This is a genomic window from Nocardia sp. NPDC059180, from assembly GCF_042754945.1.
Lineage (GTDB): Bacteria > Actinomycetota > Actinomycetes > Mycobacteriales > Mycobacteriaceae > Nocardia.
In genome coordinates, this window is the sequence record NZ_JBHZBU010000002.1 from 360697 (window position 1) to 386794 (window position 26098).

The window sequence follows — 26098 nt, forward strand, 5'->3', positions numbered from 1 at the left end:
ACTTCGGCACACAATCACCGAGTCCCGTTGAGCGGCAATGAGTTCTGAGACTCAGCAGGTCAGGCGGCAGTTTCCCGGGCATAGGGGCGGAGAGTGATGGTCGCGGTGGTTGCGGGAGTCATGTCCTGAACGGTGGGAGATCTTTAGGCCGACCAGCCACGGATGACCGTGCGACTGTCGGAGGAGGACCGAGGCCGTTCGCGCTCGAAACGAGCGGCTCGCCTGCTACCGTCAGTTGCCCTATAGCTGTTGTCGATAAGTGTCGGTTGAAGGGATCCGCTCACCGTGGTGGTCACTGCCTCCGATATCGCCGCAGACTGGGCGGCACGGCTGTGCGGCACCACAGACATCCGGAGATCGCGGGACGAACTCGCCACCGCACTCGAGGGGTGGGTCCACCGGCTCCTGGTCGCAGTGGCCGGGCCGCGGTGGGAGCCGGAAACCGCGGAGAGCGCCGGAGCCGCGCTCGTCGGCCTCGGATTCGACGACCCCTCCGCGATAGCTCTGTCGACGCCGACGCTGTTGCAGCTGAGCGAACACGCCGACGCGAGCCCGAGCAGGCTGGCCGCCATGGCCGGAGACTTCGGGAACGGATTCGCCCGCGCCGCCATCGCCTCCGCCCGCCAGCCCGCCCCCGAGGGGTTCGAAACCGCGTTCCGGCATGCGTCGGTCGCCATCGCCATCGGCGATGACGACGGTCGCATCATCGACGCCAATCCAGCCTTCGAGAAGCTCACCGGCTATCCGGTCGCCACCCTCCGAGGCAAATCCGGGTTCGACTTCGCCACCGCCGAGCAGACCACAGTCCAGCGACACATCCACGACGAGCTCGCCCGATCCGACACCGGCACCCTCCGCATCGAAGGACACTTCCAGCGACCGGACGGCACCGACGGCTGGATAGCGTGGACAGTGACCCGATGCCGCTCGACCTCCGGCGAACACACCTACCTACTCGGCTTCGGCGAAGACGTCACCGACTACCACAACACCACCAAGAGCTTGCAGTGGCAGGCCCACCATGACCCGCTGACCTCATTGGCCAACCGCCGACACCTACTCGTCCGATGCCAAACCCTCATCGACGAATCGGCCCCAGGCGATCTTGCCGCCGTGTGCGCCATCGACATCGACAACTTCAAAACCATCAACGACACCCACGGCCACACCGTCGGCGACCGACTCCTGGTCACCGTCGCCGCACGACTTCGCGCATGCCTGGATCCCGAAGCCGACACCGTGGCACGCTACGGCGGAGACGAATTCATCGCCCTGCTCGCCCCACCCACCGACGAACACCGCACCCGCACCGTCATCCAACAACTCCACGCCGCGATGACGAAACCCTTCAGCATCGACGACGACCTCACCATCCAGACGACGCTGAGCATCGGAGCATTCATCGCCCCCGTCGCCGAATACCGCGTAACCGACCTCCTCACCGCAGCCGACAACTGCCTCTACGCCGCCAAATCACTCGGCAAGAACCGCTGGATCCTTCACTCCCCGACCTCGCTGCCGAAAGGCGAAGGCGTCGACCGGTAACCCGCGCTTCACCGAAGCACCCGCACCCCGCACATGCCGATAACCTGCTCCAGGCGATGACAGCAGCCGCGCACGGCCTGCGCACTCGCGCTCGATATGGTCGAACGGTGACCTGGACCGTTGGCTTCGACCTCGATATGACCCTCATCGACTCGCGACCCGGTGTCGCGCGAGCGATCGACGTCGTTGCCGCCGACTACGGATTGGAACTGCGTGGTAGCGAACTCGCCGAGCGGCTCGGGCCGCCGCTGGCGATGATCCTCGCCGACGCCGGTGCGCCCGAGGCACTCATTCCGGAGCTGGTCACGCGGTATCGGGAGCTCTACCCCGATGTCATCGCCGAGGTGCCCGCGATGGCAGGTGCCGATGCCGCGATCGAGGCGGTCACCGAGGCCGGCGGTCGCTTGCTCGTGGTCACCGGCAAGTACCAGCCGCACGCCGAACTGCATATCCGCCATCTCGGCTGGCCGATCGACACCGTCGCCGGTGAACTGTGGTCCGACGGGAAAGCCGCGGCGCTGCGGGAGCACGGTGCACAGATCTTCGTCGGTGATCACGCCGGCGATATGCGCGGGGCGCGGGCAGCCGGCGCGTATGGGGTCGGCGTCGTGACCGGTCCGTGCACGGCCGATGAGCTGAACGCAGCAGGTGCCGATGTCGTCCTCGCGGATCTCAGCGCGTTCCCGGCGTGGCTGGCCGGATTCGATGGGGCCACGGACCACCCCACCCGTACCGTGGACGCGTGACCGTCGATCCGTACTGGAATCACAACACCCACTACCACCCCTGGCTGATCCAGCAGGTGCCCGAGTCCGCCCGCACCGCGCTCGACGTCGGCTGCGGGGACGGTCTCCTGGCAGGAAAACTCGCCACCCGATGCGAATCGGTACTAGGGGTCGATGTCGATGGGCAGATCATCGCCGAGGCCACCACCCCGGCCAATGTCCGCCTCGCACAGTGCGATTTCCGGGAGCTACCGGGGTCCTTCGATGTCGTGACTGCGGTCGCGACGCTGCATCATGTGCCGCTGGCCGAAGGATTGACGGCATTGCGTGATCTCGTCGCACCGGGCGGGACGCTGGCCGTGGTGGGTATGTGGAAGATGAGCATCCGCACCGATGCCGGGTATCTGCCGTTCGTGCCCGCGGTCTTGGCCATCGCCAAGCGACGTGGCGGCAGCCGTGATCCGGGCTTCACCATGCGTGACCCCGAGGAGACGATGGCCGAGATTCGTGCCGCGGCCACCGAATTGCTGCCCGGTGCGAAGATCCGGCGCAGGCTGATGTTTCGCTACACGCTCTTATGGCGCAGGCCCGCCTGATCAGGGTCGTGCCGAGTATTCAGCGCAGGTGCTCGATGACCGGTGCGAAGGAATCCATGTTCGGCTCGAGGACGGTGATATAGGAGAAACCGAAGCGATCCCGCCGCTCGCGCAGCTGCTCGGCCATCTCGGCGGGGGTACCGAACAACAGCGTCGGCAGTTCCTCCGGCGCATCGCCGGGCAACAGGGGCCCGAACTTGTCGAGTGCGGCGGCGCGTTCGCTCGGCGGCACCACCGCCTGGACGAGGATATTGAGTTCGACATCGGTGCCACGGTCCCCCAGCAGCTTTCGCACGTACTCGACGCGATCGATGGTGTCCTCGGCCCCGGCGAGCCGCAAGCCCCCCTCGGCGGTCGTCGCCGCGCCGGTGAACGCGACGACGTCGGCGTATGCGGCGGCGAGCTGCAACAGCCGATCACCCCAGCCCGCGATGAGCAGCGGCGGGCCGCCCGGCTGCACCGGACGCGGTTGATACTCGGGGTCGGCGAACAGTTTCCGCAGCGTGGCGACCGTGTTCTCCAGGTGCGCGACCCGCTCGCCGCCGGTGCCGAACGGGATACCCGCCGCCTCGAACTCGGCGCGCACGTAGCCCGCGCCGAGCCCGAGTTCGACCCGCCCGTCGGTGAACTGGTCCACACCGGCTACATCACGGGCCAGCAGGACCGGGTTGTAGAACGGGGTGTTCAGCACAAAGGTGTTGAGCCGAACCCGCTCGGTGGCTTCGGCGCCGAGCACGATCGACGGAAACGGCGCAGGCAGGCCGAGATGGTCGGCCACCCCGATGACGTCGTAGCCCTGCGCCTCCGCCCGCCGGCATTTGGCGATCCACGCCTGCCTCGACTCCGGAACCACCATGTTCACACCGAAACGGAATTCACGCTGCGCAGTCACTGCTCTTGTCTACCAGGGGCGTCGGGGCGACGCAGCGCACGGTTGGCTGCCGGTCGCAGCGAGATGTCCGGGGCGAATCGGTACGCGGCACTGGCCGCGCCGCCCGTCAGCTCGGCCTGTGGTACGGCAACAGGCAATCAGCAGGCGACACACGCGACTGCGGCCACCGTTGCCCCGGACAGCGCGGCTGCCGATGCCGCGACGGTGCCGGGCCGCCACCGAGTGGAGTCCCGCCGCGCAGTGCCGGAATCGGGCACTATCGGACTCCCCTCGCGCCGACGCAGGCGACGAAGCAGCCCGAGGACAGCGACGATCAATGTTGCGGTGATCATGAGCGAATCTCCTTATGCATCGGCGGGTTCTGCCGCATGTGAGTGCGCACCCGAAGGCATCGACACCACCCCGAACCGCAGCAGGCTCTCGGTGGTGTCGCGCACCGAGTCGCGGACCGGTCGCATCGTCCAGCCGAGTTCGCGCTCGGCCCGTTCGGCGCTGAGGCGTTCACGATTGCCCAGGGAGGGGACGGTGAGCCGCACTGTCTTGTCCACCAACGCGATGGCGCGTACCAGCAGGTCGGGCAGTTGGCGGGTCGGCACGCGGAAGCCGCGAGGTCCGAACTCTTCGGACAGCAGGCGTCCGAGGTCACGCATCCAGAGATGTTCGCCCGCACAGATGTAGCGTTTGCCTGCCGCATCGGCCGTTTCCATGGCCAGCCGGTGCGCGACGGCGAGGTCGCGCACGTCGACCGTCGCCCAACCCACCCGCGGCGAGCCGGGCACCTGGCGTCCCAGCAACATCCGCACCGGTTCGTGGGAGGTACTCGTCGCGCGCGACAACGCCGGGCCGAGCACCATGCCCGGATTCACCACCGTCAGCTCGGGGCCGTCAGGGCCGAAGTTCTCTGCGGCGAAATTCCAGGCCGCACGCTCGGCGAGGGTTTTGCTCTTCTGGTAGGCGGGGCTGCGTTCCACCACCGTCCAATCGGCCTCGGTACGCACCGCGTCCTCGCGGTGTCCGTAGGCGATGGCCGCGATCGAAGACGTCAGCACCACCCGCCGCACGGTGCCGGCGCCCGCGGCGGCGCGCAGCACGCGCAGTGTGCCGTTCACGGCGGTATCGATCATCTGTTGTTCGTCGTCCGGCGGCGCGGACGGGAACGGCGAGGCGACGTGCAGGACGTAATCACAGCCTGCGACAGCGGCTGCCCAGCCGTCGTCGCGATCGAGATCTGCTGCGACGAAGTCGATCTCACCGCCGCACCGGTCGGCGAGCTCGACCAGATGCGCGCGTTTTCCGGTATCGGCGAGGCTGCGCACGGTAGCGCGGACCGCGTACCCGTGGTTCAGCAATTCGGCGATGACGTGTCCGGCGATGAATCCGGTCGCGCCGGTGACAAGTGCTCGTGTGCTCATGGTGTCTACCCATCGAGAGGAGTGAAGAACCGGCCCATCTAAGCGCCGCTCAGATAATCTAAGCACCGCATAGATTGGTTGTCCAGAGCGTTTCGCTTACGCTCGGACGGTGACCCGGACCTCGTATCACCACGGCGCCCTGCGTGAGGTGCTGCTCGAGGCATGCCTGCGGCTGATCGAGACCGAGGGCATCGCGGCGGTGAGCCTGCGCCGCGTCGCACGCGAGGCAGGTGTGAGTTCCGGTGCCCCGTACCACCATTTCGCCGACCGGGCCGCACTGCTGGCCGACCTGGCCACCCAGGGTTTCCGCCTGCTCGGGGCCGATGTGGCAGCGGCCAGAGACGCCGCACCCACTCCCCTGGCGGGATTGACCGCGATCGCCGACGCCTACGTGCGCTTCGCCCGGCACAACCCCGGCTATTTCCGGTTGATGTTTCGCCCCGAGTTGTCCCAACCGGACAAGCATCCCGACACCACGGCCGCAGGTGAGGCCGCTTTCGCGGTGCTCGCCGATGCGGTGGCCGATTGCGTCGCGGCCGGCGAACTACCCGCGGGTAAGGCGGGCACCATCGCCGTCACGCTCTGGGGCCTCGGCCACGGCCTGGCCTCGTTGTGGCTGGACGGGCAGCTGGACAAGCGCAGCGCCCTGCTCGGCACCACCGCACCCGAACTGGTGGACGACGTCATGCGGACCTTCAATGCGCTGATCGCTCCCGACACCTGAAACAACCGGCTTGCGTCCACCGGCTCCGGCACGCATCCTGGGCACGTGTTCGTCGCGCCCCGTTACGGAACGGGTTCCCTGTCCGATCTCTTCCCCTCCGTGCTCGCCGGATTCGGTGTACCGGCCGAACAGGATCGACTGGGCCTCGGGCTCGGCGTCGACCGGGTCTGTGTCCTGCTGATCGACGGCTTGGGCGCCGAGGCTTTGGCAGCAAACGCCGAGGCGGCGCCTTTCCTGTCGAGCCTGGGGCCGACGGTGCTCACGGCCGGGTTCCCGACCACCACCGCGACCAGCGTGAGCTCCCTTGGCGCGGGAGTGCCGCCGGGCGAGCACGGCATCGTCGGGTATCTGCTGCGAGTCGCGGGACAGGAGCGGTTGTTCGACCCGCTGGGCTGGCGTCTGTTCGGCGCCCAGCACAAGGGTGATCTGCTCGAGCAACTGGTGCCCGAGCAATTCCAGCCCGGCGCAACGGTCTTCGAACGCGCCGCCGCGCACGGCATCACCGTCACTCAGGTCGCGCCCAGGTACCAGGCAGGCTCCGGTTTGACGCGGGCGGTGCTGCGCGGGTGTGCCTTCCGGCCCAACTTTTCTGTCGGCGACCTGGTCGCCGGGGTGGTCGAGGCACTGGCTGTCCCGAGGTCGCTGGTGTACGCCTACCACGGAGAACTCGACACCACCGGGCATGTGCGTGGGCCGTCGTCGGAGTCGTGGTCGCTCGAACTCGCGCACGTCGATCGGATCGCCGCCGATATCGCCGAACGCATGCCCGCGGGCTCGGCGCTGATCGTCACCGCCGATCACGGCATGGTCGAGCTCGGCGAACGGGTCGACTTCGACACCGAGGCCGACCTGCGCGCGGGCGTGCAGCGACTGGGCGGCGAACCGCGCGCACGCCACGTCTACACCATTGACGGCGCCACCGGCGACGTGATGTCGACCTGGCAGGAAAAGCTCGGTTCACGGTTCCAGGTACTCGCGCGGGACGCGGTCATCGACAACGGCTGGTTCGGTCCGACGGTGACGGACACGGCGCGCGAACGGATCGGCGATCTGGTCGTGGTGGCACGCGACACCAGCGGGATCGTGCGCACCGACGCCGAACCCTTGCAGTCGGCACTGCTCGGACATCACGGTTCGCTGACCCCCGCTGAGATGAACGTCCCACTCCGCGTGTTCGCCGGTTGAGCGCTCGGGCCGCCTAGGCTGTAGTCAACGGTCGGGCGATGAGGCCCGACGCGCCGACCAGGAGGAACAGATGAACGCCACCATCGCACGGACCGGCCTCGCCTGCACGGCCGCGGCCGCCGCGCTGTTGCTGGCCGGCTGCAACGACATCGAACGCGCGCTCAACCGCGGTGGCGACACCCCGTGCCGGGAGTACGTGCAGCAGGACCCGGACACCAAGCGGATGACGATCACGAAATTCATCAAGCAGAATTCCGGTATCGATCAAGAACCGGCGGGCACGGCCGTCGACGCGACGATCATTCAGGTCGATCTGCTGTGCGGTGCCCAGCGCAATGCCGAGACCCCGATCAAGAACGCCGACGTGGCAGGCATTTTCATCACGAAGTAGCGCACGCTGTTGTGCGGCAAAGCGTCCCGCGACCGGTTCGCTCGAGCAAGGATGGAAGTCTCGAGCAGGCCGGTCGGCCGACCGGCAGCCGGACGACGATGAGGACTGCGTGTGGCACGGTTTCGCACCCTGACCCAGCAGCGGACCGACCTGGAGAAGGAATGGGAACGGGTCGCGACCGCACCGAACACCGCGGCGCGCACACCGAACACCTTGCTACGCACCGAGGTCGCGCAATCCTGGCGGCGTTCACTATCGACGGTCGACCCGGGATGTACCGGTGCGCCCGGCCTCGACGACATCGGTGAGCGATGGGCGCGATCGCCACTGCGGGCGCCGGTCACCGAATTGGCCCGTGCGCTCGACGACGTCGCCGTCGACGCGGGGTACCTCGCCGCGGTCACCGACGAATCCGGGGCGGTCCTCTGGTCCGGCGGCGACCGCGCGGTGCGCAGGCGCGCCGAACAGGTCAATTTCGCGCCAGGCGGCTGCTGGGACGAGGCCCATATGGGCACCAACGCGGTGTCGATGGCACTGCTCACCGACGCGCCGAGCACCGTGTTCTGCGCCGAACACCTGGTAGCCGCGCTGCACGGATGGGTGTGTTACTCCGCACCGATCCACGCACCCGACGGCAGGCAGGTCGGCGCGCTCGATCTGTCCAGTTCCTGGGATCGGTCCCATCCGCTGGTCATGTCGTCGGTGCGGGCGCTGGTCACGGCGGTGGAGACGATGTTGCGCAGTGCGGCGCCTGCGCCGTCGGCGGGGCTGCGGCTCGAGTGCCTCGGCGAGTCACGGCTGACCCGCGACGGATTCACCGTCCCGCTGCGACCCCGTCAGCTGGAGATCCTCACCCTGCTCGCACTCGAGCCCGACGGATTCACCCCCGAACAGCTGCACGCGGCGCTCTACGGCGACCGCCCGGTCACCGCCGCCACCCTCAAGGCCGAGGTCTCGCATCTGCGCCGCGCCACCGGCGGGCATATCGGCAACCGCCGCTACCTGCTCACCGGCCCGATCTCCTGCGATGCGGTCGATCTGCTGGCCGCCATCGCGGCAGGCGACACCACCTCCGCGGTGTGGTTGTATCGCGGTGCGCTGCTTCCCGGTTCGGACACTCCCGGCATCGCGCAATGGCGGGCACATCTCGAGGTCGGGGTGCGCAACGCGGTGCTGGCCGGTGAGCGGGCCGATCACGCCGTCGCGTTCGGGGAGCGTGTGCCCGGCGATATCGAGGTCCATGAGCACGCGCTGCGCCTGCTGCCGACGGGCGATGTGCGGCGAGCGGTCGTCACCGCGCGGTTGCATACCGCGCTGCGCGCCTGAGATCTCACTGTTTGGTAGGGCCACATCGCTCGAGTGACATCGCCTGTTGCGGCTGGCTCGATCGTGCGCGAGGTCGGCCGTCACCCGGTCAACCGCCACCCCTGCGCACGCTCACGTTCACGCCAGAAGTCGGCGTACTTCCCGGGCTGCACGATCAGCTCGTCGTGCGTGCCGCGCTGTACGATCCGGCCTTCGTCCAGCACGAGAATCTGATCGGCGGCGGCGATGGTGTGCAGGCGGTGGGCGACCACGAGCAGGGTACGGTCATGCGCGAACGCCCGCATCGCGTCGGTGATCGCGGCCTCGTTCTCCGGGTCGAGCGCCGCGGTCGCCTCGTCGAACAGCACGATCGGCGCCTGCTTGATCAAGGCCCTCGCTATCGAGACCCGCTGGCGTTCCCCGCCGGACAAGCTGACCCCGCCCTCGCCGACGCGGGAGTCCCAGCCGTCGGGCAGCCGGTCGACGATCTCGTCCACCCGGGCCAGTCGGGCCGCATCCCGCACTTCCTCGGTCGTGGCGCCGGGCCTGCCGATGCGGATGTTCGCCTCGATCGTGTCGTCGAACAGGTACACATCCTGGAACACCATGGCGAGCTGCTCCATCAGTGCTTCGGTGGTCAGCTCACGCACGTCGACGCCGCCCACCTCGACGGCCCCGGCGTCGGTATCCCAGAACCGCGCCACCAGCCGCAGCACCGTGGTCTTTCCGGCGCCCGATGGCCCGACGATCGCGGTCACCGTTCCCGGCTCGGCAGTGAATTCGAGGTCCCGGAACACAGGGCGCTCGCCATAGCCGAATCCGACCTCGCGGAAGGATATCTTCCCCGGCCGGACCGGGCGCCGCGCCGAACCTTCTGGCAGTGGCCGCACCGCGAGGACCTCGTCGATCCGGTCGATGGCCTCCGACGCCGTGCGCAGTGCGGCCGAGTGGTCGACGAGTTCGATCAGCGGCCCGGCGAAGCGCGTGATGAGGACCAGCAGGGCGATCAGTTCGGCGGCATCGAGCGAACCGCCCAGTGCGAGGGCGACGCCCACGGCGATGAGCACCACGAATACCGCCTGAACAGCGGTCGAGAAGGCCACCAGGGAGGCCACGGCATTGCGGTTCATCGCGCCGTACGCGCGATGCTGCCCGGTGAGCGCGTCGTCGAGGAGCCGATTATCGGTGCCGTTGCGCCCGAATGCCCGCAATACCGGCTGTCGCTGCGCGAATTCCACCACCCGGCCCGCCGCCTCGACCTCGGCGCTGTCGATGGCGCCGAAGGTGCGGGTGATCGCGTCCTGTGCCCAGGTGTGCGTGGCGAACAGCACCAGCCCGGCGATCAGCAGCGCCGCCGCGAGTCGCGCATCGAAGGCGAACATGCCGAGGGCGACCACCACGGGTGTGACCACCGCCGCGATGATCGGCTGCATCAGGTGTGCGGGGACCGCGATGATATTGGTCGTTCCCTGGGACATGGCGTGGGTCAGCCGTCCGGTGCGGTCGGTGTCGAACCAGCCCAGCGGCAATCGTGCCAACTGGTCGGCGACCCGGTGGTGCAGCCCGAGCAGCAGGTCGTCGCCGATCCGCTGGCCGAGCATCGCCTGCAGGTAATACACCGCGCTCGTCACGACGGTGGTGACCACCAGGGCGGTGAGCCACGGCACCGCCGCGTCCGAATCGCCGTTCAACAGTGGGCGCAGCACCGGGACGAGCATCAGCACGCACAGTCCCTGCAGCACCGCGAACACCACCATCGCAGTGAGCCAGCGCATGAAGCGCGGCCGGTCGCCGGGGTCGATGAGGTGAAACAGCTTGCGAATCATCGGGTGTGCTCCTTCGGCAGCGATTGTGCGGCCCACATCCGTGCGTATTCACCGCCGGCCGCGAGCAGTTCGTCATGACGTCCGGTTTCGACGACGCGGCCGCGTGAGAGCACCACGATGCGATCCGCGCCGCGAATGGTGTGCAGGCGATGCGCGATCACCAGCAGGGTGCGACCCGCGATCAGCCGCGACAGCGCATCCTGCACCGCCGCTTCCGATTCCGGGTCGGCGAACGCGGTCGCCTCGTCCAGCACCAGGATCGGCGCATCGGCGACGATCGCGCGCGCGATCGCTATCCGCTGGGCCTCACCGCCGGACAGCTGAGCGTCCTCGCCCACGACGGCGCCGTAGCCACGCGGCAAGGCGGTGATCCGATCGTGGACAGCGGCCGCGCGTGCCGCCGCTTCGATGGTGGCCTGGTCGGCGTCGGGTCGCCCGAGGGCGATGTTGTCGCGGATCGAGGTGCGCAGCAGTGAGGTCTCTTGGAAGACGAACCCGATCAGGCGGTAGAGATCGTCTTCGGCGATATTCCTGACATCGACGCCACCGATACGCACGGCGCCCTGTTCGACATCCCAGAATCGCGGAAGCAGCCTGGCCAGCGTCGATTTCCCCGATCCGGAGGCACCGACCAACGCGGTGACGCTACCGGGCGCCAAGGTCAGATCGACACCGTCGACGGCGTAACCGCGACCGTCATAGGAGAACCGGACCTGATCGAATTCGACGTGCGCGCCGCTGGGTACCGACGGCTGGGCGGCACGTATCAGTTCGGGAGTGGCGAGCACCTCGGCGATCCGCCCGGCTGCTGCTCGTGCGACTTGCATGGACAGCGCGCCGAATCCTATGGCCAGCACCGGCGCGCCGAGCCCGACCACGAGCATGGTGAACGCGATCAGCTCCACCGGATCGGTGCCGAGCCACACGCCGCCGCACAGCGCCACCACCAGCAGCACCGGCGGCGAGATGAGGACCGAGGCGATCGCCTCGAGACGGTGCATCGGACCCAACCACTCGCCGAGGAAACGAGCCAGATCGTCACCGGCACGCCGGTAGCGATCCTTGGCGCTGCCCGCCTGACCGAATGCCTTCACCACCGCGATGCCATCGACATACTCGATGACCGCCGCGTCGACCTTCTCGAGTTCGGCATTCCAGCGAGCCATTCGGGCCACTTCGTCGCGCGACATCAACGCCGTCAGCGCGAACCACACGATCAAGGGCGCGAGACACACCAGCGCCAGGCGCCAATCCAGGACGAACAGATACACCAGCGCCACAAGGGGTGTCAGCACGGCGGCGACCAGATCGTTGATCGCGTGGGCGACCAGGTGATGGACAGCGGCGACGTCGTCGGTCAGCGCGCGCTTCACCCGCCCGGAGCTACGTTCGGTGAACCAGCCGAGCGGGACACGGCCGAGCCGGTCGGCCATGGCGCGACGCAGCCCGGCACCGACGTCGGCATCGGCGATATGGCTGATGGTGTACGCGGCGGCCGCGCAGCTGGTCCGCACGAGGAAACCGAGGCCCGCGACGACGACCCAGCGCCACATCGCGCCCCCGTCGACAGGGGCGTCGAGCAGTTCGCGGGCGATCCCGACGACGGCGAAGTAGGGCGCCAATCCGGCCAGCGCGCCCACCACTTGCAGGGCGGCCGCCAGCGCCAGCCGGCCGCGCACCGGCGCGAGCACGGCCCCAAGCCCCGAGCTGGTGCCCGACGGTGGATGTTCGGTCGCCGTGGGCAACTCCGATACCGCGGTACTCATGCGGGCAACCCTCCCGAAATTAGATCACTGTTCTAATTTTGAGTGTAGCCGTGAGGGCGCACGTTGCAAGGGGTAGGTCGATATCGAGGGATTCGGATGTGCCGGGTGTGGCCCGACCTGCCGTCCGGCGGCGATGACGCGGCGGCTGCGCTACCCGGCCGCGGCCGACTTCCGCAGTTCGCCCAGCCGCAGTTCCAGCCCATCGAGGAGGCGCTCCAGCGCATACCGGCCGTACTCGCGCCGGACTCTGATGCGTTCGGCGTCGTCGGCCGCGGCGAAGTCGGTGACCATGCGCCGCATCTGGTCGGCGCCCACGCCGGCGTCGGGATGTGTGTCGAGCAGGTGCCGCAGCCCGGCGAGGCCGCCGCCGTCACCGTCACGTTCGCGCTGGTCGTCGAGGGCGATCAGGCCGAGACAGGTGTTGAACGCGACCGAGTAGGCGGTGGCCGACTCCTCGCCCCAGCCCGCCTCGAGCATGCGCGTGACGCCCGCGTCGAGTACCGGCACGAGCTGTTCGGTCTGCGGGCCGTTGCGCAACAACCAGGCAGCGACGCCCGGGTAGTGGGCGAGGTGGTCGATCATCGCTGTCAGCACGCGGTGCAGCAGGGCCCGCCAATCGGTGTCATCGAGCGGCAGGTCCATGTCGGCGTAGATCTTGTCGACGACGGCAGCGCAGACGCGCTCACGATCGCCGATGTGGTGGTAGATCACCGACAGCGAGGTGTCGAGGCGGGCGGTGAGATCTCGCATGCTCCAGCTGTCGAGCCCGCGTTCGGCGGTCAGCGCCACCGCGGCATCGGTGATCGCCGCAGGCGTCAGGCCCGTCCGGTAGGCGCGCCGAGACACGTCGGGCTAGCGGTTCTTGGCCGGGCGGTTGGTGGCCTCGCGGCGTTCGGCTTCCTTGGCCTTGATGCGGACGTTGTCGGCTTGGACGGCGGTGTAGTTGTCACGTTCGCGGATCAGCCATTCGGGCGGGTCGGCGAGCAGGACCGCGATCTCGTCGGCGGTGAGGGCATCGGAAACCTCGGCGCGAGCCAGGCCGCTGTTGGAGACGCCGAGCTTGCGGGCCGTGACATCACGCGGGAAGGGACCGGTGCGGCGCAGCTCGGTCAGCCACCCCGGCGGGTCGGTGCGCAGCGCTTCGAGATCGGCACGCGAGATCGGCGTGGTGCGGAAATCCTCGGGTGCCGCCGGAAGGTAGATGCCGAGTTTGTTCGCCGCGGTCAGCGGCTTCATGGTCTGCGGTTTCTTGTCCGGGCTCACCGATACATCCTACTGGGCACGGCCGCACGCACCTGGCGGCGGGCCGTACGCATACGCTGATACGAATGAGCCGCTTCGCTTCGATCGATATCGTGCGTCTGCGCTGGTTCGTCGCGGTCGCGGAGGAACTGCATTTCGCGCGGGCGGCGAAAGCGCTGCACATCTCCCGCCAGAAGCTCAGCCACACCGTCATCGACCTGGAGAACGAACTCGGGACCAAGCTGTTCGTTCCGGGCGCGCAGCCGACGCAGCTCACCGAGGACGGCGCACAGCTGCTGCGCGAGGCCAAGGAGCTCATCGCGCAGGCCGAGGCGGAGCAGGCCGGACCCGAGTCGGCCGAAGCCGGTGGCCTGCGGGTGGGTTTCGTCCCCGGTGTCACGGTGTCGAAATGGCAGCGGATCTGGGCGCAACGATTTCCCGGCGTCGCACTGGAACTCAACGCCGTTGCGCAGGCCGATCAGCTGACGGCGCTGCACGACGGTCGCATCGATATGTGTTTCGTCCGGCTGCCGATCGCCGACGCCGCCATGAACGCGATCCCGCTCTACCGTGAAGTGCCGGTCGTCGTCGTCCCGAAGGAGCACCCGATCTCGGTGTTCACCGAGGTCACCACCGCCGACCTCGCCGACGAGCAGCAGCAGGACACCAGCGATATCGATCGGGCCGCGGGCAGTATCGAACTGGTGGCGGCCGGTGTGGGCGTGGCGATCGTGCCGCATTCGATCGCGCGGCTGCACGCCCGCCGCGATGTGGTGTACCGGACGGTGACCGATGTCGCCGAGACCGAGATCGCGCTGGCCTGGCCGTCGGAACAGACCACCGAGTTGGTCGAAGAATTCATCGGCGTGGTTCGCGGCCGTTCCGAACGCAGTTCTCGATCGCCGTCGACCGAGAAACCCGAGCCGAAGAAGCCCGCGCACGCCGGCAAGAAGACGCAGGCCGCAGGGAAGAACCCGGCCGGGGGAAAGGCGCGGGCGAGTGCCAAGAAGCCTGCGCGCCGGCGCGGACGATAGGGCCGACGCCGACACCAACGTGACACCAACCTTCGCCGACGATAGTTTTCGGCGTCGGACGTCCGGAGGTGTCATGAGGAGGAGCGATGTGCTGCGTCAGACCCGAACCCGAGACCGCCGCGGACGCTGCTGCGGCACCCGCGCGCTGATGCCCGACCGCAGTGTCCGCGGTGCCGCCACCGACTCCGCGCGCACGCTGTTGCGCAGGCTGATCGAGCAGCACGGCCCGGTGCTGTTGCTGCTGCGTTCCGGTGCGGCGACCCCGATCTGCCTGCCTGCCCGCGACTTCCACCCCGCCGACGGTGATGTGCTGGTCACTCGGTTGCCCTGGCATACCGAATTCTGGATGAGCGAAGACAACTACATGCGTTTCACGAGGGATCACCTCACCGTCGATGTCCGCTCCGAAATTACCGAGGACGCGCCGACCACCTCGCTGGAAGCGATCGAGCAGTCGCGGTTCGTCCTGCGGGTTCGCCCACTCGACGCGACCGAGGCCGCGGCCGCCGCGGCTGCTCCCCCACCGCGCACCGGAGCCGACCGGCTGCGGTGACCCCCGTTTACCGATATGGGTCGGTGATATCTCGCAGCCGGGTCAGCGCACGGCGTAGCTGGGCGGTCGCGCCCGGGCCCAGGTGGTCGGCCCACTCGGCCTCGACCTCCGCCGCGACCGTATTGGCCAGCGCGGTCGCGCGCTGCCCACGCTCGGACAGCCGCACCAACCGGGCTCTGCCGTCGGTCGGGTCCGGCACTCGTTCGACGTAGCCCGCGCGTTCGATTTGATCGACCAGAAACCCGGCCGTCTGCTTGGTGACCTGCGCTTGTTCGGCAAGTTCGGTGAGCCGGGTGCCCTCGGGTCCGATCCGCTGCACAATCCGCGCCTGCGCGAGCGTGACGTCCTGGTACCCCGCTTCGGCGAGCGCGGCGAACACTCGATTCTCCATCGCCCGGTAGGGCAGCAACAGCAGCAGACCGAGACTGGGATCAGCATCTGAACGCTCCATCGGGACCGCCTTTCCACCCTTGCCACCAGTCAGAGAAGCTGACTAAAATAGTCACAGTAGCTGACTAATTCTACGGAATCGCCGCTGACCCGACGACTCCACGTCCGAGCGGGTGAGGTCCATGGACCGCGAACAGAGCTGGTGGGCGATCGAGCAGCAACGCCGCGCCATCGCCGCCTTGCTCGGCGAGCTCACCGCCGCCGAATGGGACACTCCGTCGCTGTGTACGGGCTGGCGAGTCCGTGAGGTCGCCGCACATATCGCCATGGCACCGCAGCGGATTCCGTTGTGGGCGATCGTGCGCGAATTCGCCCGTGCGCACGGCGATTACAACGTGCTGGTCGACACGATCACCCGCGAGCACGCCCGCCGTCCCACCGCGGAGCTCGCTACCGACATCGCCGATACGGCCGCCTCCCGCCGGCTGCCGATCGTCACCAACTACCGCAACGTGCTGTTCGACATCATCGTGCACGGACAGGACATCTCGATTCCGCTCGGCCGCCCCCTCACTGTCCCCGTCGACGCCGCTGCGGCAGCGGCCACCCGCGCCTACGCCGTGGGCTGGCCGGTATGGAAACGCCACCGCCTCGACGGATTCCGGCTACGCGCCACCGACACCGCATGGACCGCAGGCGAGGGCGCCGAAGTCGCAGGCCCGATCACCGCACTGCTCCTGCTGATCACCGGCAGACCGATCGCCCTGGGTCAACTCACCGGTCTCGGAGTCGACGATGTGGCGGTGCGCCTGGAGCAACGCGTCGGCCGGTCACGCGGGCCGTGAGCGCTTCGGCTTGCCGCCAGGGTAATCCCGGGTGGCATGCCGAAGCGACGGTTCAGCGGCCGGGCAGGAACCGTAGGTTGCGCGCGATCGTCATCAGGAACCGCTGCCATTTGTCCTGCGACAGCATCGGCGGCGGGTCCAGGTTCATGAACCGGGTGACGACGATGGTCTGCGGTTCGGTGAACTTCAGCAGCCCGTCGGCGCCGTGCCTGCGCCCGACACCGGAGATCCCCATGCCGCCCATCGGCGCACCCGTGGAACCCCAGGCCGGCGCGTAGCCCTCGTCGACACAGACCGTGCCCGCCCGCAGCCGCTGCGCGATCTTCTCGCCTTCGGAGGTGCTTGCCGCCCACACACTGGCGTTGAGGCCGTATTCGGTGTCGTTGGCCAGGCGCACGGCTTCGTCGACCGAATCCACGGGATAGATCGAGACCAGCGGGCCGAAGGTCTCGTTGCGTCCGCACTCCATCTCGTCGGTGACCTCCGACAGCACGGTCGGCTCGAAGAACAGCGGACCGAGATCCGGGCGTGCCTTACCGCCGGTGAGCACCTTGGCGCCCTTCGAGGTCGCATCGGCCACATGCTTGGACACCGTCTCCAGCTGCGATTCCGAGATCAGCGAACCCATATCGGTGGAGAAGTCGTAGGCCACACCGAGTTTCGCGGCTTCGGTGGCCGCGACGAACTCGGCAGTGAACTCCTCGGCGATCGAGCGCTCGACGTAGATGCGTTCGATCGAGATACACAGCTGACCGGCGTTGGAGAAGCAGGCACGCACCGCCGCCTTGGCGACCTTGTCCAGGTTCGCACCACGGGTGACGATCATCGGGTTCTTGCCGCCGAGTTCCGCAGAGAACCCGATGAGCCGCTTGCCGCACTGCTGGGCGAGGGTCTGACCGGTGGTCGAGGAGCCGGTGAACATCAGGTAGTCGCAGGAATCGACGATCGCGGTGCCGACGACGGTGCCCGGCCCGGTCACCACGGCCAGCAGATCTCGCGGCAGACCCGCGCGGTACAGCAGTTCGGCCCCGGCCAGTGAGGAGAACGGGGTCTGGCTGTCGGGTTTGACCACCACGGCATTTCCTGCGAGCAGCGCGGGAATCGAATCGCCGATCGAGAGCACCAGCGGGTAGTTCCACGGCGCGACCACACCGACGACGCCCTTGGGCTGGGTCCGCACCTGCGCCTTGTTCAGCACCGGGAACGCACCGGCCACCTTATGTGGTTCGAGCAGCCCCGGCGCGACCCGCGAGAAATACCGGGCGGCCAGCATCAGGCCCATGACCTCTTCCTGGGCGGCCCAGCGTGCCTTGCCGGTCTCGGCCTGGATGACGTCCATGAGATATTCACGCTCGGCGACGATGAGCGCGCGGTAGCGCTCGAAGACGGCGGCGCGTTCGGAGGCGGGGCGGGCAGCCCAATGCGCTTGCGCGGCCCTGGCTCTGACGAAGGCGTCGGCGACGTCCTCGGCGGTGCCGACCGGCACCGTGCCGAGCGGCCGTCCGGTGAACACTTCGGTAATGGTTCTGGTGGGGCGTGCCTCGGCGCCGTCGATCGCCGCGAGGGCGCTCAGTCGGGCGAATACGTCGGCTTCCGGCGCGGGCATCGTTGCCTCCTCGATGTGGGTTACTCGTCGGTACACACAATCTACCCACTCTGGGCGTGCGATGGTGCCGGGTGTCACATTCACGCAGCCTCTGGGCGAGGCGGGCCTTATATTTCCCCGGTAGGGCCGGTGTCAAACCTGGTCCCGTTCAACGGGACCGGAGTCCCGATTCGGTCACGATGTCGTTTATGTTGACGCGATGTTCAGAGCGAGGCTCGGTGTCCGGACCCGGATACTGGCGATCGCGCTCATTCCGAGCCTGACTCTGCTGGTGGTCGGCGTGGGCGCAGCGGGATACCTGGTCGACCGGGGTAATCACGGAAAACAGTGGGCCGAGGCGATGCAGTCCGCCATCGACCCGACCAGGCAGCTATTGGACGCGATCCAGCAGGAACGACGGCTCACCCTCACCCACCTCGCGGGTGACCCCACCGCCGCCGCGGAGCTGGCCACCACACGGCCCCGGGTCGACGCGGCGTTCCAGGCGCTGGTCGAGGCCTCGAATCCGCTGCGCGAACTGGACTCCGACACCATCGGCGACAATGTCGGCGACTTCGTGACGCTCGGGGAGCAGCTGCAGATGGTGCGTAACGGCACCGACGTACGCGCCTTGCCCGCCCCGGACGCCTACACCTTCTACACCCGGGTGCTCGACGTCATCACGATCGGCACACAGCTGGCACAGCGGTCGGCACCGGATCCGGCCGTCGTCGTCCAGCTGGCGCTGTCGACCCGGCTGATCTACGGCATCGAGGCGGTCTCGCGCAGCAATGCCCTCGCGGAGGCGGCGTTGGTCAACGGTTCCGGCATCGTCGCGCTGCCGGAGGAGTTCACCGCCCAGGTCGGCGCACATCACGCCATGCTGCCGCAGCTGGCCGCCGAACTCGAGCCGGCCTACCGAGACAAACTTCAGGCCCTGCTGGACAGCCCGGCCTGGCAGCGGATCACGGCGATGGAGCATGCGCTGATGAAGCGCACCCTCGACCCGCCCGAGCCGTCCGCGCCCGAATCGTCCGAGACGTCCTCCGAGGACACGACGGGCAGCGGTTCGGGCCGCAAGAGCAGCACGAGTAGCAGTACCACCAGCGAGGACGAACCCGCGCCGCTGCCGTCGACGACCGAGGAATGGCAGGCCGCCGCCGCCGAGGTCGACCATGCGCTGCTCGACATCTGGGACCTGCACAACACCAATGCCCAGCAGTTGGCGCGCGATTCGGCCACCGAATCGGCCGCCGCATCGCTGGCCCTCGGTGTCGTGGTCCTGTTGATGAGTGCGGGCGCGTTCATGGTGTCGCTGGTACTGGCGAACCGGTTCATCCGCAGGCTCAAGCGGATGCGGGACCAGACACTCGCACTGGCCGACGAGAAGCTGCCCGACATGTTGCGGCGCCTGCGCGAGGGCGAGCACGTCGATCCGGTCGAGGAAGCACCGCGACTGGACTTCGGCCGCGATGAGGTCGGCGCGGTCGCCACCGCCTTCGAGCACGCGCATGCGGCTGCGGTCACCGCCGCCATCACCGAGGCCCGCACACGCGAGGGCGTGCGCGCGGTGTTCCTCAACATCGCCCACCGCAGCCAGATCGTGGTGCACCGCCAGCTCGAAATCCTCGACGCCGCCGAACAGCGCGAAGAGGATCCGGCCATGCTCGAGATCCTGTTCCGGCTCGACCACCTGGCCACCAGGGAACGCCGCAATGCCGAGAACCTCATCATCCTCGGCGGTGGTGAGCCCGGACGCCGGTGGCGCAATCCTGTGCCACTGATCGACCTGGTGCGCAGCGCGATCGGTGAGACCCTCGACTACACCCGGGTGCGCCTGGGGACCCTGCCGCAGTCGCGGATCGTCGGCAACGGTGTCGCCGACCTCGTCCATCTGCTGGCCGAACTCGTCGACAACGCCACCTCGTTCTCCCCGCCGCAGTCGCGGGTGGAGGTCACCGGCAATGTCGTCGGCAAGGGCCTGGTCGTGGAGATCAGCGACCAGGGCATGGGGATGGATGCCGCCGAGCTCGCGCGGGTCAACGAACTGCTCGCGGATCCGCCCGATTTCGGTGTGGCATCGCTGTCGGCGGATTCGCGCCTCGGGCTCTTCGTGGTCGGTCAGCTGGCCGCCCGCCACGACATCTCGGTGCGGTTGAGCGAATCCGATTACGGCGGCGTGCGCGCGATCGTGCTGGTGCCATCGAAGCTGCTGCTACCCGGCGATTCGGGCCCGGGATCGACCGACTCCGTCCTGCCCGACCAGGCCCGGCGGCGTCCGGCGCTGCCCGCGTCGAGCGAGCCGGCCACGCGCGCCGTGGAATCCGCCACCGCCCCGACCGCGACCCTGCTCGCCGATCCTCCCCCGGCGCCCGCACCGCGGACCGCCGAGCCGGTGGAACGGACCGCCGACGGACGTCCCGTTTTACCTCGACGCAACCGGCAGACTAGTCTCGCACCGCAATTGGCGGAACCGGTCACCCCGCAACCCGCCCCGCAACGACCTCGTACGGCCGAACAGGCCCGAGATCTGATGTCGGCCATCGAGAACGGCACCAGGCAGGGTCGTAAGCCGCTACCCGCGAACGATTCCGCCGCGCCACCGCCGTCGGCCAGCACGACCCCGAAGGAACAGGAAGGCTAAGTGTCCACTTCCCCCGCAAGTGATCTCAACTGGCTGCTCGACGATCTGGTCGAACGGCTGGCCGGCGTCCGGTACGCCGTCGTCCTGTCCACCGATGGTCTGCTGCTCGGTCATTCCAACGGCATCGTGCGTGAGGACGGCGAGCACTTCGCCGCGATGTCCTCCACGCTCTACGGCCTGGCCCGCAGTGCGGGCAGCCGGTTCGACGGCGGCGGCGTCCGCCAGGCCGTCATCGAACTGGACCGGGCCGTGCTGTTCGTGACCTCGGCGGGCGAGAACGCCTGTCTGGCCCTGCAGGCCTCCGAGACAGCGAATCTGGGCATGGTGGCCTATGAGATGAACCTGACCGTGCAGCGGGTGGGCAACTACCTGTCGACCACCGCGCGCAACGGCGCGTCCGAGGTCGAACCGCAACGGTGATGCGGTGAGTTCGTTATGACGCGTATGGGTGAGCCGTGGTTCGACGAGGCAGCGGGTCCGCTGGTGCGGCCGTACGCGGTCACGCGTGGCCGCACGATGGGCGCCGCGCACGATTTGGACATGCTGACCGCGGTCGTGACGGCGCGTCCCGCACCGACTATGCGGCGTGTCGAACCCGAATACGCGCAGATCGTCGCGGAGTGTGTGCAGCCGCGATCGGTGGCAGAGGTGGCGGCCACCTTGAAACTGCCACTGGCAGTGACCAAGATTCTCGTCGGAGATCTGATCGGTGACGGGCACCTGATCTTCCGGGCTCCGGTGCAACCGGAGGCCGGGCCCGGCGACCTCAACGTATTGCGAGCGGTACTGGATGGAATCCGAAAAATTTGACCCTGCCCGGCTCGACCCGAACGGGGTGCCACACCTAGCGGCCTCGGTGAAAGTTCTCATCGCGGGCGGATTCGGTGTCGGCAAAACGACATTGGTCTCGGCACTCAGCGAGATCACGCCGCTGCGCACCGAGGAGATGATCACCGAGGTCAGCGCCGGTGTCGATGATCTATCCGGCGTCGAGTCCAAGACCACGACCACGGTGGCGCTGGACTTCGGCCGGATCACCATCGACAGTGATCTGGTGCTGTACCTGTTCGGGACACCAGGACAGGACCGGTTCTGGTTCCTCTGGGACGAACTCGCCCGCGGTGCGCTGGGCGCGGTGGTGCTGGCCGACACCCGCAGGCTCGGCAACTCCTTCGCCGCGATCGACTATTTCGAACGCCGCAAACTGCCGTTCCTGGTGGGGGTCAACTGCTTCGACGGCGCACCCCACTACACCACCGACGAGGTACGCGACGCCCTCGACCTGGATCCGGAGACCCCGGTGATGCTCTGCGACGCCCGCGACCGCGTGTCGTCGAAGAACGTGTTGCTCAGCCTCATCGAACATCTCATCGACCGGGCTACCCGGGCGCACGTCACCACGTGATCGCGTCGCACCGCCCGGGTCCGCAATGACCGCACCTCGCTCCGGGCGGTGCACGATCGAGCCGGAACTCCCGGCGGCCCCGGTGCCGAGCTATCGGCGCGGGGCCGATGTGTGCAGGGGTGCCGACCGCGCGCCTCGACCCTTCCCACCGTAAAGAACTTTACGGTTTGATGACGCCGCATGCGGATTCATACACTGACGCCCCGAATCTGCCTTCGAGGAACGGAATTACATGCGCACATCAAGCCGGGTCGTCACGAGTATCGCCATTGCGGCCGCGTCCATCGGGCTGACGCTCGCCACCGCGCCCGCGGCCTCCGCCGAAGAGGGCGTCAGTGGCTGCATCTCCTACTCGTACCATCCGGGGACGATGACGACGACGGTGTACTACCGCAACCGCTGCGATGTGCCGCGGGAGGTCTACATCCATCGCGTCGGCAACCAGGGGACCTGCGACTCCGCCATCACGATCCGTGTGCCGGGCAAGAAGAAGGGCAACGAGGTCGTCCGGTGCGGCGAGGTCAAAGAGGTCATAGGCCAGGACAGGTAGGCGTTCCACGACGGCAGCCACCCACGCCCCAAGAGATCGGGGCTGCCGCGCCCCCGCCATCAAGGCCGATACTGGCGGCACCCCTCGATCCGAATGGAGCCCCCATGGTTGTCAAACGAGCTTGTGCCGCCGTCCTCGTATCCACCGCGCTCGCCACCGGCGCCGGATTCGCGGCCCCCACCGCGACCGCCGCACCCACAGGTTCCGCCGATTCCGGTTCGGCCACTTATGCGCGCGACTTCGTGCAGCTCATCGTCTGCTTGTTCCGCGGTGAGTTGGTGGGCTCGAAGGCTCCGCTCTGCTGAGCCGCTGCTGTGATCAGCGCAGCAGGCCCGCGGTCGCCAGCTCGTCGAACAGCAGCTGGTCGACCGGTGGAACCAACGCGCGATCGGCATAGGAGAACCAGGCCAGCGCCTCGATCTCACTGCTGGCGGTGAGCGTGCCGCGATACTCGGCTGTGTAGCAGCTCATCCGGACCGACACCGAACCGTCGGCCGCCTCGTACACCCCGACGTGCGCGGCCGTCTCCGGCACCAGCGCGACGGTCAGCTCCTCTTCGATCTCGCGGACCAGAGTCTGCAGATCGGATTCGCCGTCTTCACGCTTGCCGCCAGGAATGTAGAAGACATCCTTGCCTCGCGGCCGCGCGCACAGGATCTTGCCCTGCTCGATCCGCACCCACGCCACCGTATCGATGAGTTCAGCCACCAGCCCGTCGGTCACCGTCGCAGCCTATCGGCCCGGTGCGAATGGCACCGGGCCGATAGGGGTGGTCAGCGACTGAGTCGTTGGAACCGGCGCACCGCCAGCGGCAGAAAGACCGCGGTGATGAGGATCGGCCAGACGACCGCCATCAGTACCGCATGTTGCTCGATCCAGGAATCGCCGGCTCCCACCGGGGTGCCGAACAGTTCCCGGCTGGCCGCCACCGTCGAGGAGATCGGGTTCCACGCCGCGATCGCTCCCAGCCAGCCCGGCATCAGCTGCGGTGCGACGAAGATCGAGGAGATCATCGTGAGCGGGAAGGCGACCGCGAACAGACCACCCGCCGCCTCCTGGTTCGGCACCAGCAGCCCGAGCCACACACCGACCCAGATCAAGGCGAACCGCAGCCACAGCAGCAAGACGAATGCCGCTATCATGCCGGGGATTCCGCCCTCGGGCCGCCAGCCGATGACCAGCGCCGTCAGCATCAGGATGGTCAGCTCCGCGCACGCGACCAGCAGATCGGTGACACCGCGACCGGAGACCACCGCCGACGGCGACATGGGCATGGAACGGAAGCGGTCGATGACGCCGTTGGTGGCGTCGTAGACCATAACGGTCGCGGTATTGATGAAGCCGAACGCCATTGTCATCGCGAACATGCCCGGCATCAGGAAGCTGCGGTAGTCGCCGCCACCCGGGACCGTCATCGCCGAACCGAACACATACCCGTACATCAGTACAGACAGGATCGGGAAGCCGAGCTGCCAGGCGATGTTCACCGGCTGACGTTGATAGTGGGTGAGCCCGCGCCGCACCACATTCCAGCAGTCGGCCACCACCCAGTAGCCGCCCGAGCGCGAGCGCATCGGCGTGAGATCGGCGGTATCGGTTGTCACGGTCACGCCGCCACCTCCTCGGTCTCGGCCCGATGGCCGGTCAGCTGCAGGAATACATCATCGAGGCTCGGCCTGCGCAATCCGATGTCCTCCACGGTGATTCCCTGATCCTGCAATGTGCGCGCCACCTCGGTGAGCGCGGCGACACGGTCGGCGACGGGTGCGTGCACCCGGCGTTCGGCGTCATCGAGGTCGGGTTCACCGACGCAGACCCGAGCCACCACCTTCGCGACGGCGGGCAGGTCCGCGATATCGGCCGCCACCACCTCGATCAGATCGGCGCCGACGGTGCTCTTCAACCCGTCCGGGGTGTCATCGGCGATGGCGCAGCCGGCGTCGATCACCGTGATCCGGGAGGCGAGCTTGTCGGCTTCCTCGAGATACTGGGTGGTCAGCAGCACGGTTGTGCCGTCGGCGACCAGCGCGCGCACCGAATCCCACACTTCGCCGCGGCTGCGCGGATCGAGTCCGGTGGTGGGTTCGTCAAGAAACAGGACATCCGGCGCGAGGATCATCGATGCGGCCAGGTCGAGCCTTCGCCGCATACCGCCGCTGTATTTGCCGACGCCGCGGTCGGCGGCCTCGACCAGGTCGAAGCGTTCGAGCAGCTCCTCGGCCCGCCGACGGGCCCTGCGCCCGCCCAGGTGGAACAGCCTGCCGAACATCTCCAGGTTCTGCCGCCCGGTCAGCACTTCATCGACGGCCGCGTACTGGCCTGTCAGACCGATACGGGAGCGCACCTCGCGTGGTTGACGCGCCACGTCCAACCCGGCGACCGTCGCGCTGCCACCATCGAGACGGATCAGCGTCGACAGGATGCGCACGGCTGTGGTCTTGCCCGCACCGTTGGGTCCGAGCAGGCCGTGCACGGTGCCGCGGCGCACGGTCAGGTCGAACCCGTCGAGTGCGTGCTTGTCCCCGTATCTCTTCTTCAAACCTTCTGCCACCACAGCGTATTCGCTCACGAAACCCTCCGAACCATGCGACGAACAAGAACTGGGTACATCGTACCCCATTGTGGGTACGATGTACCCAGTTAATTATTCGGGGCCCGCGGCGGACGATAGGGTGACGACCATGGCGAGTACGGAAACCAGCGGTAGCGGCGATGTGGGCCGCACCCTCGAACTGCTGTGGGAGACCGGTCCGCGGCCGAGCCGAGGCCCCAAACCCGGCCTCACACTGGACCGGATCGTCGAGGCCGCCGTCCAGCTCGCCGACGCCGAGGGCCTGGAGGCGGTGACCATGCGCCGGGTCTCCACCGAATTGGGCACCGGCACCATGACGCTGTATCGCTATCTGCCGGGCAAGGCCGAGCTACTGGATCTCATGCTCGACCGGGTCCAACGTCCCGATCCGGGAGTCGAGGCGGCCGAGGGCGGGTGGCGCGGCGCGCTCGAGCAGGTCGCGAGCCAGACGCTGGCGAACTATCGGCGCCATCCGTGGCTGCTGTACGTCAACCAGGCGCGGCCGATCCTCGGGCCCGGCGCCGTGCAGAGTATGGAAGTGGTGCTGTCGGCGATCAAGCCGATGGGATTGGCCGATGTCGAGCTGATTTCGGTGGTCGTCATGATCGACAACTACGTCGTCGGCGCCGCCCGCGCGGAAGTGTTTCATCAGGAGGCGTTACGCACGACGGGGATGACCGACGCCGATTTCTGGCAGGCACAGCAACCTGTCCTCGAGCGCGCGATGAACAGCGGCCGTTTTCCGACCATGGCCGGGCTCGACGAGGAAGCCTTCGGCCAGGAATTCGATCACTTCGATTTCGGGCTGCGGCGCATCCTCGACGGGCTGGAGGATATCGTCGCCGAACGCGCGCGAAGCTGACCGGACAGGCGCTCGACGACGTGGCAGCCACTGCCCGGAATTACACTCG

The 26098-nt window shown here is 67.9% G+C and carries 29 protein-coding genes; 17 read left to right on the forward strand and 12 right to left on the reverse strand.

The features are described from left to right. The first annotated feature begins 285 nt into the window (after positions 1-285). The 3 genes from ACFXNW_RS07655 to ACFXNW_RS07665 all read left to right on the forward strand — a co-directional run bounded on the left by ACFXNW_RS07655 (position 286) and on the right by ACFXNW_RS07665 (position 2866). On the forward strand, positions 286-1545 hold the full coding sequence (locus ACFXNW_RS07655; RefSeq protein ID WP_379416793.1) for a diguanylate cyclase domain-containing protein: 1260 nt from the start codon (positions 286-288) through the stop codon (positions 1543-1545). Positions 1546-1652: 107 nt separating this feature from the next. Continuing rightward, positions 1653-2291 carry an HAD family hydrolase gene (locus tag ACFXNW_RS07660; protein WP_379416794.1) on the forward strand — a complete coding sequence of 213 codons (639 nt, stop codon included), beginning with the start codon at positions 1653-1655 and terminating at the stop codon, positions 2289-2291. After that, positions 2288-2866, forward strand: coding sequence for a class I SAM-dependent methyltransferase (locus ACFXNW_RS07665; RefSeq protein WP_379416796.1), 579 nt, complete (start codon positions 2288-2290; stop codon positions 2864-2866). Before ACFXNW_RS07660 ends, ACFXNW_RS07665 begins: the two co-directional genes overlap by 4 nt. Positions 2867-2885: 19 nt before the next feature. Here ACFXNW_RS07665 and ACFXNW_RS07670 read toward each other — a convergent pair whose 3' ends face one another. The 3 genes from ACFXNW_RS07670 to ACFXNW_RS07680 form a co-directional block, all read right to left on the reverse strand. Continuing rightward, a complete protein-coding gene (locus ACFXNW_RS07670) occupies positions 2886-3758 on the reverse strand; it encodes an LLM class F420-dependent oxidoreductase (RefSeq protein WP_379416798.1) in 873 nt (290 codons plus the stop codon). A gap of 137 nt (positions 3759-3895) precedes the next feature. Continuing rightward, positions 3896-4090, reverse strand: a complete 195-nt coding sequence (locus ACFXNW_RS07675) for a hypothetical protein (RefSeq protein WP_379416799.1) — start codon at positions 4088-4090, stop codon at positions 3896-3898. Between the two features lie 12 nt (positions 4091-4102). Further along, on the reverse strand, positions 4103-5170 hold the full coding sequence (locus ACFXNW_RS07680) for an SDR family oxidoreductase (RefSeq protein WP_379416800.1): 1068 nt from the start codon (positions 5168-5170) through the stop codon (positions 4103-4105). Between the two features lie 109 nt (positions 5171-5279). Here ACFXNW_RS07680 and ACFXNW_RS07685 point away from each other — a divergent pair, with 109 nt between their 5' ends. The 4 genes from ACFXNW_RS07685 to ACFXNW_RS07700 all read left to right on the forward strand — a co-directional run bounded on the left by ACFXNW_RS07685 (position 5280) and on the right by ACFXNW_RS07700 (position 8796). Further along, entirely contained in the window at positions 5280-5894 is a 615-nt protein-coding gene (locus tag ACFXNW_RS07685) for a TetR/AcrR family transcriptional regulator (protein WP_379416802.1), read from the forward strand. 45 nt (positions 5895-5939) lie between these two features. Next, the gene (locus ACFXNW_RS07690) at positions 5940-7079 is read left to right on the forward strand and encodes an alkaline phosphatase family protein (RefSeq protein WP_379416803.1); all 1140 of its coding nucleotides are present in this window, start codon (positions 5940-5942) and stop codon (positions 7077-7079) included. Between the two features lie 70 nt (positions 7080-7149). Beyond that, a complete protein-coding gene (locus ACFXNW_RS07695) occupies positions 7150-7470 on the forward strand; it encodes a hypothetical protein (RefSeq protein WP_379416805.1) in 321 nt (106 codons plus the stop codon). 111 nt (positions 7471-7581) lie between these two features. Then, on the forward strand, positions 7582-8796 hold the full coding sequence (locus ACFXNW_RS07700; protein WP_379416806.1) for a transcriptional regulator: 1215 nt from the start codon (positions 7582-7584) through the stop codon (positions 8794-8796). 80 nt (positions 8797-8876) lie between these two features. Here the strand turns inward: ACFXNW_RS07700 and ACFXNW_RS07705 are convergent, their stop codons facing one another. The 4 genes from ACFXNW_RS07705 to ACFXNW_RS07720 all read right to left on the reverse strand — a co-directional run bounded on the left by ACFXNW_RS07705 (position 8877) and on the right by ACFXNW_RS07720 (position 13630). After that, positions 8877-10601, reverse strand: coding sequence for an ABC transporter ATP-binding protein (locus tag ACFXNW_RS07705; protein WP_379416808.1), 1725 nt, complete (start codon positions 10599-10601; stop codon positions 8877-8879). Beyond that, a complete protein-coding gene (locus ACFXNW_RS07710; RefSeq protein WP_379416810.1) occupies positions 10598-12367 on the reverse strand; it encodes an ABC transporter ATP-binding protein in 1770 nt (589 codons plus the stop codon). The genes ACFXNW_RS07705 and ACFXNW_RS07710 overlap by 4 nt, the downstream gene beginning before the upstream one ends. 150 nt (positions 12368-12517) lie before the next feature. After that, on the reverse strand, positions 12518-13213 hold the full coding sequence (locus tag ACFXNW_RS07715; RefSeq protein ID WP_379416812.1) for a TetR/AcrR family transcriptional regulator: 696 nt from the start codon (positions 13211-13213) through the stop codon (positions 12518-12520). Positions 13214-13219: 6 nt separating this feature from the next. After that, a complete protein-coding gene (locus tag ACFXNW_RS07720; RefSeq protein WP_379416814.1) occupies positions 13220-13630 on the reverse strand; it encodes a DUF5997 family protein in 411 nt (136 codons plus the stop codon). A gap of 65 nt (positions 13631-13695) precedes the next feature. Between ACFXNW_RS07720 and ACFXNW_RS07725 the strand changes: the two genes are divergently transcribed. Then, entirely contained in the window at positions 13696-14643 is a 948-nt protein-coding gene (locus ACFXNW_RS07725) for a LysR family transcriptional regulator (protein ID WP_379416815.1), read from the forward strand. A gap of 73 nt (positions 14644-14716) precedes the next feature. Then, positions 14717-15196 carry a DUF779 domain-containing protein gene (locus ACFXNW_RS07730; protein ID WP_379416816.1) on the forward strand — a complete coding sequence of 160 codons (480 nt, stop codon included), beginning with the start codon at positions 14717-14719 and terminating at the stop codon, positions 15194-15196. A gap of 7 nt (positions 15197-15203) precedes the next feature. Here the strand turns inward: ACFXNW_RS07730 and ACFXNW_RS07735 are convergent, their stop codons facing one another. Continuing rightward, positions 15204-15647, reverse strand: a complete 444-nt coding sequence (locus ACFXNW_RS07735; protein ID WP_379416818.1) for a MarR family winged helix-turn-helix transcriptional regulator — start codon at positions 15645-15647, stop codon at positions 15204-15206. Between the two features lie 121 nt (positions 15648-15768). Here ACFXNW_RS07735 and ACFXNW_RS07740 point away from each other — a divergent pair, with 121 nt between their 5' ends. Further along, positions 15769-16431 (forward strand): maleylpyruvate isomerase family mycothiol-dependent enzyme, encoded by a 663-nt coding sequence (locus tag ACFXNW_RS07740; protein ID WP_379416820.1) that lies wholly within the window; start codon positions 15769-15771, stop codon positions 16429-16431. A gap of 52 nt (positions 16432-16483) precedes the next feature. On the opposite strand, the gene ACFXNW_RS07745 is transcribed toward ACFXNW_RS07740, so the two are convergent. Continuing rightward, the gene (locus ACFXNW_RS07745; RefSeq protein WP_379416822.1) at positions 16484-18037 is read right to left on the reverse strand and encodes a succinic semialdehyde dehydrogenase; all 1554 of its coding nucleotides are present in this window, start codon (positions 18035-18037) and stop codon (positions 16484-16486) included. A gap of 199 nt (positions 18038-18236) precedes the next feature. On the opposite strand from ACFXNW_RS07745, the gene ACFXNW_RS07750 reads away from it, so the two are divergent. The 6 genes from ACFXNW_RS07750 to ACFXNW_RS07775 all read left to right on the forward strand — a co-directional run bounded on the left by ACFXNW_RS07750 (position 18237) and on the right by ACFXNW_RS07775 (position 22920). After that, entirely contained in the window at positions 18237-20660 is a 2424-nt protein-coding gene (locus ACFXNW_RS07750; RefSeq protein ID WP_379416823.1) for a nitrate- and nitrite sensing domain-containing protein, read from the forward strand. Beyond that, a complete protein-coding gene (locus ACFXNW_RS07755; protein ID WP_379416825.1) occupies positions 20661-21080 on the forward strand; it encodes a roadblock/LC7 domain-containing protein in 420 nt (139 codons plus the stop codon). It abuts the gene before it with no gap. 15 nt (positions 21081-21095) lie between these two features. Beyond that, positions 21096-21470 (forward strand): DUF742 domain-containing protein, encoded by a 375-nt coding sequence (locus ACFXNW_RS07760; protein ID WP_379416827.1) that lies wholly within the window; start codon positions 21096-21098, stop codon positions 21468-21470. Next, entirely contained in the window at positions 21451-22065 is a 615-nt protein-coding gene (locus ACFXNW_RS07765; protein ID WP_379416829.1) for an ATP/GTP-binding protein, read from the forward strand. Before ACFXNW_RS07760 ends, ACFXNW_RS07765 begins: the two co-directional genes overlap by 20 nt. 232 nt (positions 22066-22297) lie before the next feature. Next, positions 22298-22615, forward strand: a complete 318-nt coding sequence (locus ACFXNW_RS07770) for a hypothetical protein (protein WP_379416831.1) — start codon at positions 22298-22300, stop codon at positions 22613-22615. Positions 22616-22719: 104 nt separating this feature from the next. Further along, positions 22720-22920: a hypothetical protein gene (locus ACFXNW_RS07775; RefSeq protein ID WP_379416833.1), complete on the forward strand. Its 201-nt coding sequence runs from the start codon at positions 22720-22722 to the stop codon at positions 22918-22920. Positions 22921-22933: 13 nt separating this feature from the next. Here the strand turns inward: ACFXNW_RS07775 and ACFXNW_RS07780 are convergent, their stop codons facing one another. The 3 genes from ACFXNW_RS07780 to ACFXNW_RS07790 are packed head-to-tail and all read right to left on the reverse strand — an operon-like array spanning position 22934 to position 25184. Continuing rightward, on the reverse strand, positions 22934-23338 hold the full coding sequence (locus ACFXNW_RS07780; protein WP_379416835.1) for an NUDIX domain-containing protein: 405 nt from the start codon (positions 23336-23338) through the stop codon (positions 22934-22936). Between the two features lie 50 nt (positions 23339-23388). Then, positions 23389-24225 carry an ABC transporter permease gene (locus ACFXNW_RS07785; protein WP_379416837.1) on the reverse strand — a complete coding sequence of 279 codons (837 nt, stop codon included), beginning with the start codon at positions 24223-24225 and terminating at the stop codon, positions 23389-23391. Next, positions 24222-25184, reverse strand: a complete 963-nt coding sequence (locus ACFXNW_RS07790; RefSeq protein ID WP_379416839.1) for an ATP-binding cassette domain-containing protein — start codon at positions 25182-25184, stop codon at positions 24222-24224. The genes ACFXNW_RS07785 and ACFXNW_RS07790 overlap by 4 nt, the downstream gene beginning before the upstream one ends. 112 nt (positions 25185-25296) lie before the next feature. Between ACFXNW_RS07790 and ACFXNW_RS07795 the strand changes: the two genes are divergently transcribed. After that, complete coding sequence (locus ACFXNW_RS07795; protein WP_379416841.1) at positions 25297-26049, forward strand: TetR/AcrR family transcriptional regulator; 753 nt, start codon at positions 25297-25299, stop codon at positions 26047-26049. Positions 26050-26098 lie beyond the last annotated feature (49 nt).

What these genes read in the sequence shown, in the direction of transcription:
- ACFXNW_RS07705 (WP_379416808.1), bottom strand. Translation starts at nt 10,601, where the DNA reads ATGATTCGCAAGCTGTTTCACCTCATCGACCCCGGCGACCGGCCGCGC.
- ACFXNW_RS07775 (WP_379416833.1), top strand. Translation starts at nt 22,720, where the DNA reads ATGGTTGTCAAACGAGCTTGTGCCGCCGTCCTCGTATCCACCGCGCTC.
- ACFXNW_RS07795 (WP_379416841.1), top strand. Translation starts at nt 25,297, where the DNA reads ATGGCGAGTACGGAAACCAGCGGTAGCGGCGATGTGGGCCGCACCCTC.
- ACFXNW_RS07735 (WP_379416818.1), bottom strand. Translation starts at nt 15,647, where the DNA reads ATGGAGCGTTCAGATGCTGATCCCAGTCTCGGTCTGCTGCTGTTGCTG.
- ACFXNW_RS07770 (WP_379416831.1), top strand. Translation starts at nt 22,298, where the DNA reads ATGCGCACATCAAGCCGGGTCGTCACGAGTATCGCCATTGCGGCCGCG.
- ACFXNW_RS07765 (WP_379416829.1), top strand. Translation starts at nt 21,451, where the DNA reads ATGGAATCCGAAAAATTTGACCCTGCCCGGCTCGACCCGAACGGGGTG.
- ACFXNW_RS07725 (WP_379416815.1), top strand. Translation starts at nt 13,696, where the DNA reads ATGAGCCGCTTCGCTTCGATCGATATCGTGCGTCTGCGCTGGTTCGTC.
- ACFXNW_RS07760 (WP_379416827.1), top strand. Translation starts at nt 21,096, where the DNA reads ATGACGCGTATGGGTGAGCCGTGGTTCGACGAGGCAGCGGGTCCGCTG.
- ACFXNW_RS07740 (WP_379416820.1), top strand. Translation starts at nt 15,769, where the DNA reads ATGGACCGCGAACAGAGCTGGTGGGCGATCGAGCAGCAACGCCGCGCC.
- ACFXNW_RS07675 (WP_379416799.1), bottom strand. Translation starts at nt 4,090, where the DNA reads ATGATCACCGCAACATTGATCGTCGCTGTCCTCGGGCTGCTTCGTCGC.
- ACFXNW_RS07730 (WP_379416816.1), top strand. Translation starts at nt 14,717, where the DNA reads ATGAGGAGGAGCGATGTGCTGCGTCAGACCCGAACCCGAGACCGCCGC.
- ACFXNW_RS07695 (WP_379416805.1), top strand. Translation starts at nt 7,150, where the DNA reads ATGAACGCCACCATCGCACGGACCGGCCTCGCCTGCACGGCCGCGGCC.
- ACFXNW_RS07680 (WP_379416800.1), bottom strand. Translation starts at nt 5,170, where the DNA reads ATGAGCACACGAGCACTTGTCACCGGCGCGACCGGATTCATCGCCGGA.
- ACFXNW_RS07710 (WP_379416810.1), bottom strand. Translation starts at nt 12,367, where the DNA reads ATGAGTACCGCGGTATCGGAGTTGCCCACGGCGACCGAACATCCACCG.
- ACFXNW_RS07745 (WP_379416822.1), bottom strand. Translation starts at nt 18,037, where the DNA reads ATGCCCGCGCCGGAAGCCGACGTATTCGCCCGACTGAGCGCCCTCGCG.
- ACFXNW_RS07750 (WP_379416823.1), top strand. Translation starts at nt 18,237, where the DNA reads ATGTTCAGAGCGAGGCTCGGTGTCCGGACCCGGATACTGGCGATCGCG.